This window comes from Actinomadura logoneensis (assembly GCF_003428695.1).
GTDB classification, from domain to species: domain Bacteria; phylum Actinomycetota; class Actinomycetes; order Streptosporangiales; family Streptosporangiaceae; genus Spirillospora; species Spirillospora logoneensis.
This window is the reverse complement of the sequence record NZ_QURH01000921.1, coordinates 1-7,312: the sequence shown is the minus strand read 5'-3', so window position 1 is coordinate 7,312 and position 7,312 is coordinate 1. Positions and strand designations below refer to the sequence as shown.

The 7,312-nt window shown below is 75.0% G+C and carries 5 protein-coding genes; 4 read left to right on the top strand and 1 reads right to left on the bottom strand.

Translation table 11 applies throughout. The features are described from left to right. The 4 genes from DZF91_RS31095 to DZF91_RS31080 form a co-directional block, all read left to right on the top strand. The coding region (locus DZF91_RS31095) for a non-ribosomal peptide synthetase (protein ID WP_117360644.1) at positions 1 to 3,230 on the top strand (3,230 nt) is incomplete at its 5' end. Positions 3,231 to 3,271: 41 nt separating this feature from the next. After that, positions 3,272 to 4,579, top strand: a complete 1,308-nt coding sequence (locus DZF91_RS31090; protein ID WP_235834686.1) for a lysine N(6)-hydroxylase/L-ornithine N(5)-oxygenase family protein — start codon at positions 3,272 to 3,274, stop codon at positions 4,577 to 4,579. Continuing rightward, positions 4,576 to 4,812, top strand: coding sequence for an MbtH family protein (locus DZF91_RS31085; RefSeq protein WP_117360643.1), 237 nt, complete (start codon positions 4,576 to 4,578; stop codon positions 4,810 to 4,812). The genes DZF91_RS31090 and DZF91_RS31085 overlap by 4 nt, the downstream gene beginning before the upstream one ends. Further along, positions 4,812 to 6,008, top strand: a complete 1,197-nt coding sequence (locus tag DZF91_RS31080) for a cytochrome P450 (protein ID WP_117360642.1) — start codon at positions 4,812 to 4,814, stop codon at positions 6,006 to 6,008. The genes DZF91_RS31085 and DZF91_RS31080 overlap by 1 nt, the downstream gene beginning before the upstream one ends. A 100-nt stretch (positions 6,009 to 6,108) precedes the next feature. Here the strand turns inward: DZF91_RS31080 and DZF91_RS31075 are convergent. Next, a partial coding sequence (locus DZF91_RS31075; RefSeq protein ID WP_117360641.1) for a cation:proton antiporter occupies positions 6,109 to 7,312 on the bottom strand: 1,204 nt, incomplete at its 5' end.

The window sequence follows — 7,312 nt, the reverse complement described above, 5'->3', positions numbered from 1 at the left end:
GGAGCGGCGCGCGCCGCGCCGAGGTCCCGCTCACCGCGGACCTCGCCGCCGCGCTGCCCCGCCGGGCGGCCGAACTCGGGATCACCTCCAGCACGCTCGTCCAGGCCGCGTGGGGGATCACCCTGGCCGGGCTGACCGGGCGCGACGACGTGGTGTTCGGCACGACGGTGTCGGGGCGCCCGCCCGCCGTGCCGGGCGCGCCGTCCATGGTCGGGCTGTTCGTGAACACGCTGCCGGTGCGGGTCAGGTTCACCCCGTGGGACACCCTCCGGACCGTCCTGACCGGGCTGCAGGAGCGGCAGACCGCGCTGCTCGACCACCACCACCACGCGCTGACCGACATCCAGCGCGCGGTCGGGCTGCCGGTGCTGTTCGACACCGCGACGATCTTCGAGTCGTTCCCGCTGGACGACGCCGGGCGCGCGGACGGCCTGGCCGTCACCGGCGCGACCTCGCCGAACGGCACCCACTTCCCGCTCGGTGTCGCGGCCGGGGCCGACCCGGACCTGAGGGTCGTCGTGGAGTACCTGGAGGCCGCGTTCGACGCCGGCACGGTCGCCGCGATCGCCGCCCGGCTGGCCCGCGTCCTGCGCGCGGTCGCCGAGGACCCGGACGTCCCCGTCGGCTCCCTCGACGGCCTCGCCACCGCCCCCGAACCCCGACGGCCCGCGCAGCCCGACCAGGCCGCGCCGGCCGAAACGGAGTATGAGGCGGACGCGATCGAACCGCGGACCATCTCCGAGCTGTTCGCCGCGCGTGTCGCCGCCGCCCCCGACGCGGTCGCGGTCGTGTTCGGCGCGTCCGAGCTGACCTACAAGGACCTCGACGCGCGCGTGGACCGCCTCGCGGGCGAGCTGGTCCGGCGCGGTGTCCGGCCCGAGTCGGTGGTGGCGGTCGCGCTGCGCCGCTCGCCGGACCTGGTCGTCGCGCTGCTGGCGATCGCCCGCGCGGGCGGCGCCTACCTGCCGGTCGACGCCGGCCACCCGCAGCGCCGCGTCGCCTACCTGCTGAAGGACTCCGGCGCTCGGCTCGCCGTCGTGGACGGGACGACCGTCGAGGCCATGAGCGGCGCGTTCGTCCCCACACTGCGCGTGGACGAGCCGTTCCCCGAGGCCGGCGACATCGCCGTGCGCGTCCCCGTCCACCCGGACAACCTGGCCTACGTCTTCTACACGTCCGGGTCGACGGGCCGGCCCAAGGGCGTCGCGGTCTCGCACCGCGGCATCGCGACGATCGTCGCGGCGCACGCCGAACGCCTCGCGGTCACCCCCGCGAGCCGCATGCTCCAGCAGGTGTCGCCGACGTTCGACGTATCGCTGTGCGAGATCTTCACGACCCTGATGACCGGCGCGACGCTGGTCGTCGCGGACGCCGCCGACCTCGTCCCGGGGCCGGTGCTGGCCGCGACGATCACCGCGCACCGGGTCACCCACATGATGTTCCCGCTCGGCGTCCTCGGCCTGGTGCCGCCCGGCTCGATGCCGACCGTGGAGTCGCTGGCGACCGGCGGCGAGCCGATCCCGCCGGAGCTGGTCGCGCGCTGGGCGCCCGGCCGCCGGATGGTCAACATCTACGGGCAGACCGAGACCACCGCCGCGACGGTGATGAGCGACCCGCTCACCGGCGACGAGGGCGTCCCGCCGATCGGGCGGCCGATCCCCGGCTCCCGCGTGTACGTGCTGGACGGCGCGCTGCGTCCCGTCCGGCCCGGCGTGGTCGGCGAGCTGTACGTGGCCGGGCCCGGCGTGGCGCGCGGCTACACCGGCCGCGCCGCGCTCACCGCCGAGCGCTTCACGCCCTGCCCGTTCGGCCCTCCCGGCGAGCGCATGTACCGGACCGGCGACCTCGCGGCCTGGACACCCGACGGCAGTCTGGTGTTCCGCGGCCGGGTGGACGACCAGGTCAAGGTGCGCGGACTGCGGATCGAACTCGGCGAGGTCGAGGCGGCGCTGCTGGAGCACCCGCGGGTGGAGCGCGCGGTCGTGGTCGTCCGGGAGGGGCGGGACAGCGCCACCGACCGGGGCCTGGTCGGGTACGTCATGCCGACCGCGTCCGGCGCGGGCGGGGACCTGGTCGCCGCGCTGCGCGCCCACCTCGCCGACCGGCTGCCGGAGTACATGGTCCCGGCGACGCTCGCGGTGGTGGACGAGATCCCGCTGACCCCGAACGGCAAACCCGACCGGCAGGCGCTGCCCGACGTCCTCCCGGACCGGCCCGGCCGGGGCCGGCCGCCGCGGACGCCCGGCGAGCGCATCCTGTGCGCGCTGCTCGCCGAGACGCTCGACGTCCCGGAGGTCGGCCTGGACGACGGGTTCCACGACCTCGGCGGGCACTCGCTGGCCGCGACCCGGCTCGTCAACCGGATCCGGGTGGTGCTCGGCGTGGACGTCCCGATCCGCGCGGTGCTGCGCGCCCGGACCGTCGCCGACCTCGCGGCGGTGCTGGAGGCGGGCGGCGTGTCCGCCGAGGAGGTCGACCCGTTCGGGCCCGTCCTGCCGATCCGCGCGGAGGGCGACCGCGAGCCGGTCTGGTTCGTCCATCCCGGCGGCGGGCTGTGCTGGCCCTACCAGGGCTTCGCGGGACGGCTCCCGCAGGACCGCCCGGTGTACGGCATCCAGGCCAAGGGCATGGACGGCTCGGACCGGCTGCCCGGCTCGGTCCGGGAGATGGTCGCCGACTACGCCGACGAGATCCTCGCCGTCCAGCCGGACGGCCCGTACCACCTGGTCGGGCTGTCGGTCGGCGGGACGCTCGCGCACGCCGTCGCGGCCGAGCTCCAGGCGCGCGGACGCGAGGTGGGGCTGCTGGCGCTGCTCGACTGCGCCCCGGCGGGCGACCTGGTCGCGCTCGGCCTGCCCACCGAGCGGGCCGTCCGCGACCACTTCGCCGAGCACCTGGTCACCCTGGCGGGTCCCGGCGACCCCGACGCCTTCGTCGCGCACGCCGTGTCGGTGATCGTCAATCACGCCCGGCTGATGGCGGACTACGCCTCCCCGGTGTTCCGGGGCGACGTGCTGCTGGTCAACGCCGTCCCGGACGGCGCGGACCGGGGCGGGGAGCCGGACGGGACGACCGGGGCGGGCGGCGCGACGTCCGCGGCGCGGTGGCGGCCGCACGTGCGCGGCGAGATCCGCCGGCACACCGTGCGCGGTCCGCACGAGGACCTCTACCTGCCCGGTCCCGCCGCCGAGATCTGCCGGATCATCGGCCTCCACCTCACCGGCGCGTGACGGCGCGCCGACCGGACGACAGGACGAAGGGACGGCCCCCCGTGGACCTGCAGGAGATGGAAACCTACGACGTGGTGGGCGTCGGGTTCGGCCCGGCGAACCTGTCGCTCGCGATCGCCCTGGCGGAGGAGGCGGCGGACCTGTCGGCCGTGTTCTTCGAACGGCGCCCCCGGCTGAGCTGGCACCCCGGCATGATGGTGCCGTCGGCGCGGATGCAGGTCTCGTTCCTCAAGGACCTGGTCACCTTCCGCAACCCGAGGTCGGCGTTCGGCTTCGTCAGCTACCTGCACGAGTCGGGGCGGCTCTCCCGGTTCGTCAACAACCAGGACTTCTTCCCGACCCGCCGCGAGTTCCACGACTACCTGGAGTGGGCCGAGGCGAAGCTGCGCCCGCACGTGCGGTACGGCGCGGAGGTCGTCGCGGTCCGCGCCCCCGCCGGGACGCACGGGCCGGTCGACCGCGTCCTGGTCGAGGTGCGGGACGCGTCCGCGCCCGGCGGCGTCCGCCCGGTGCAGGCCCGCAACCTGGTCATCTCGACCGGCCTGGTGCCCCGGATGCCCGGCGGGATCGACCGGGACGAGTCGGTCTGGCACAGCTCGGAGTTCCTGGACCGGTTCCGCGAGCGCGACCCCGCCGGGCTGCGCCGGGTCGCGGTCGCCGGCGCCGGGCAGAGCGCCGCCGAGATCGTCCGGTTCCTCTACGACGCGCTGCCGGACGCCCGCGTCCACGCGATCGTGCCGTCCTACGGGTACTCGATCGCCGACAGCACCCCGTTCGCGAACCAGGTGTTCGACCCGGACGCCGTGGACCACTACTTCCACGGCTCGCCGCGCGCCCGGGACGCGTTCTGGCGCTACCACAAGAACACCAACTACTCGGTGGTGGACGACGAGGTCATCCGCGACCTGTACCGGCGCGCCTACGACGACGAGGTGTCCGGCGCGGAGCGGCTGGACTTCGTCCCGCTGTCGCGGGTCGCGGCCGTCAAGTCGGTGATGGGCGACACCCGCGTCACGGTGTACTCCACCGCCCGCGAGGACTGCTACGACCTGGACGTGGACGTGCTGGTCTGCGCCACCGGCTACGACCCCATGGACCCCTCGGGCGTGCTCGGCGAGCTGGCCGGGCAGTGCCTGCGCGAGGCCGACGGGCGGGTCCGGGTGGACCGCGACTACCGCCTGGTCACCGACCCCGACCTGCACTGCGGCATCTACCTGCAGGGCGGCACCGAGCACACGCACGGACTGTCGTCCTCGCTGCTGTCGAACGTCGCCGCGCGCAGCGGCGAGATCACCCGCTCCATCGGGGCACGGCTTGCCCACGAGCTAGGAAACGGAGTCCGACCATGAGCACCAACCCCTTCGACGCCGAGGACGGCGAGTTCCAGGTCCTGGTGAACGACGAGGAGCAGCACTCGCTGTGGCCGACCTTCGCGCCCGTCCCGGACGGCTGGCGGGCCGTGTTCGGCCCGGACGGCCGCGCCGCGTGCCTGGCGTACGTGGAGGAGAACTGGACCGACATGCGTCCGCGCAGCCTCCGCGAGGCGATGGCCGCCGACGCCGCGGCGGGGGAGCGCGCCTGATGGCGTCGCTGGCCGAGCGGTGGGGCATCCACCCGGACCAGTACTGGCTGTACGGCCGCCCGGTCGAGGAGCCGGTGCGGTTCGACGAGGAGATGGACGCCTGGCACATCTGCGGCCACGCCGAGGTGCTGGAGGCGCTCAGCCGTCCGGACGCGTTCTCGTCCGAGACGATCAAGCTGGTGCCGATGGGCGCCGAGGAGTCCTACACCGAGGGCGACCTGCTCCAGACCGACCCGCCCGACCACGGCGCGCTGCGCAAGCTCGCCGCCCGCGCGTTCACCCCGAGGGTCGTCGCGGACCTGGAGCCGCGCATCGACGCCCTCGCCCGCGAGCTGCTCGACGCGGTGGACGGCCAGGACGAGTTCGACCTGATGAGCGCGCTCGCCTACCCGCTGCCGGTGACGGTCGTGACCGAGCTGCTCGGCATCCCGGCGTCCGACCGGCACCTGTTCGAGCGCTGGATGACGGGCATGGTCGAGGAGATGGGCGACCTGTCCCTCGCCGACAGCGCCGAGGACCAGGAGGCCACGTTCGGCGCGGCCATGGACCACATGCGGCGCATGCTCGACTACCTGCGCGACCACGTCGCCGAGTGCCGCAGGGCGCCGCGCGACGACCTGCTCGGCGGGCTCATCGCGGCCGAGCTGAACGGGCGGCGCCTCACCGACAACCACATCGTCAACTTCGCGAAGATGCTGCTCATCGCCGGGTACCTGTCGACCACGATGCTGATCGGCAACACGGTGCTGGCGCTGGACCACTTCCCGGAGGTCGCGGCGCGGGTCCGCGCGGACCGGTCGCTCATGCCGGGCCTGGTGGAGGAGTCGCTGCGCTACCTCAGCCCGGTCGCGGCGACCTACCGGGCGACGGCCGCCGACATCGAGCTCGGCGGGAAGCGGCTCACGCCGGGGAAGATGGTCCTGGTGTGGTTCGGCGCGGCCAACCGGGACGCCCGCGTGTTCCCCGACCCGATGGCGTTCGAGCCGTCCCGGTCGCCGAACCCGCAGCTCGGGTTCGGCCGCGGCATCCACTTCTGCCTGGGCGCGCCGCTGGCCCGGATGGAGGGCCGGATCGCGCTCGGCCGGCTGCTCGACCGCTTCCCGGAGATCCGCACCGATCCCGACAAGCCGCCCGCGTTCATGGCCGCCCCCGACACGACCGGCGTGACGTCCCTGCCCGTCCGCGTCACCCGCTGAACGGCGCCTGCCGCAACACCACCCGCTGAACGGCGCCGCCCGTTGAACGACGGAGGCGGCGGTGCGTCCGGGGGGACGCGCCGCCGCCTCCGTTCCGGTCTCACTCCTGGACGGACGGCACGGTCTCCGGCGCGTCCACCGGCCGCCGCCGCATCTCGGCGCGGTCGATGATCCCCAGCGCCGGGCCGGTCATCGCGGTCGTGACCAGCGCCATCACCACCAGCGCCAGGAACAGCGGCGTGGTGAGGATCCCGGCGCTGTACCCGGCCTGGAGGACGATCAGCTCGGTCAGCCCGCGGGTGTTCATCAGCGCCCCGATCCGCATCGCGTCCCAGCGCGTCCGGTCGCCGAGCCGCGCGCCGAGGTAGCCGCCGAGCGTCTTGCCCGCGATGCCGAGCAGGACCGCCGGGACGATCAGCGCGACCGACACCGCGCCGAACCCCGACCCCAGCACCTTCAGGCCGCCGAGCACGAAGAACACCGGGACCATGACCCGCCCGATCGCGGTGACCGAGCGCAGCGCCGTGCTCCACGCCTCGGTCGCGGGCACGGCCAGCCCGGCCAGCGCCGCCCCGATGATCGCCGTCATGCCGAGCCGCTCCATGGTGAACCCCAGCGTCACCGCGACCACGCTGATCAGCAGCGCCGCCAGCCACGGGACGCGGCGCGACAGCGCGTCCGGGCCGCGCGTGCGCAGCACCAGCCGCAGCAGCACCGCCGCGCCCGCGCCGCACGCCAGCACGGCCATCGCCCGCGCGAACCGCTCCGGCGAGCCCGAGCCGAGCCCGATCGCGACCGCCAGCAGCAGCCAGCACGCGCCGTCGATCACGATCGAGGCGGTCAGCGAGAGCCGCCCGACCTCGGTGTCGGCCATGCCCCGGTCGGTGAGGACGCGCGCCAGCACCGGGACGGCCGTGACCGACAGCGTCACCGCGATCATCAGTGCCAGCGCGAGCGCCGGGGCGTCGCCGCGCACCGCGGGGGAGCCCCGCCACAGCACCCACCCGGCCAGCAGCCAGCCCGCCGCCTGCGCGGGCAGCAGCGACCCGGCCGCGACCCAGCCGACCGCCCGCCGGTCCGGGCGCGGCTCGCCGATCCGCAGCTTGTGCGTCAGGCCGCTCAGGAACAGCACGAGCCCGGTCTCGGTCGCGAGCTTCAGGTCCGCCAGCACGTCGCCCGGCACGAGCTGGTCGAAGGTGTGCCGTCCGAGCAGCCACAGCGCGGCCGGCCCGGCGAGCAGCCCGGCCGTCAGCTCGCCGATCACCTCCGGCTGCCGCGCCGCGCGGGCCGCCCGGCGGCCCGCG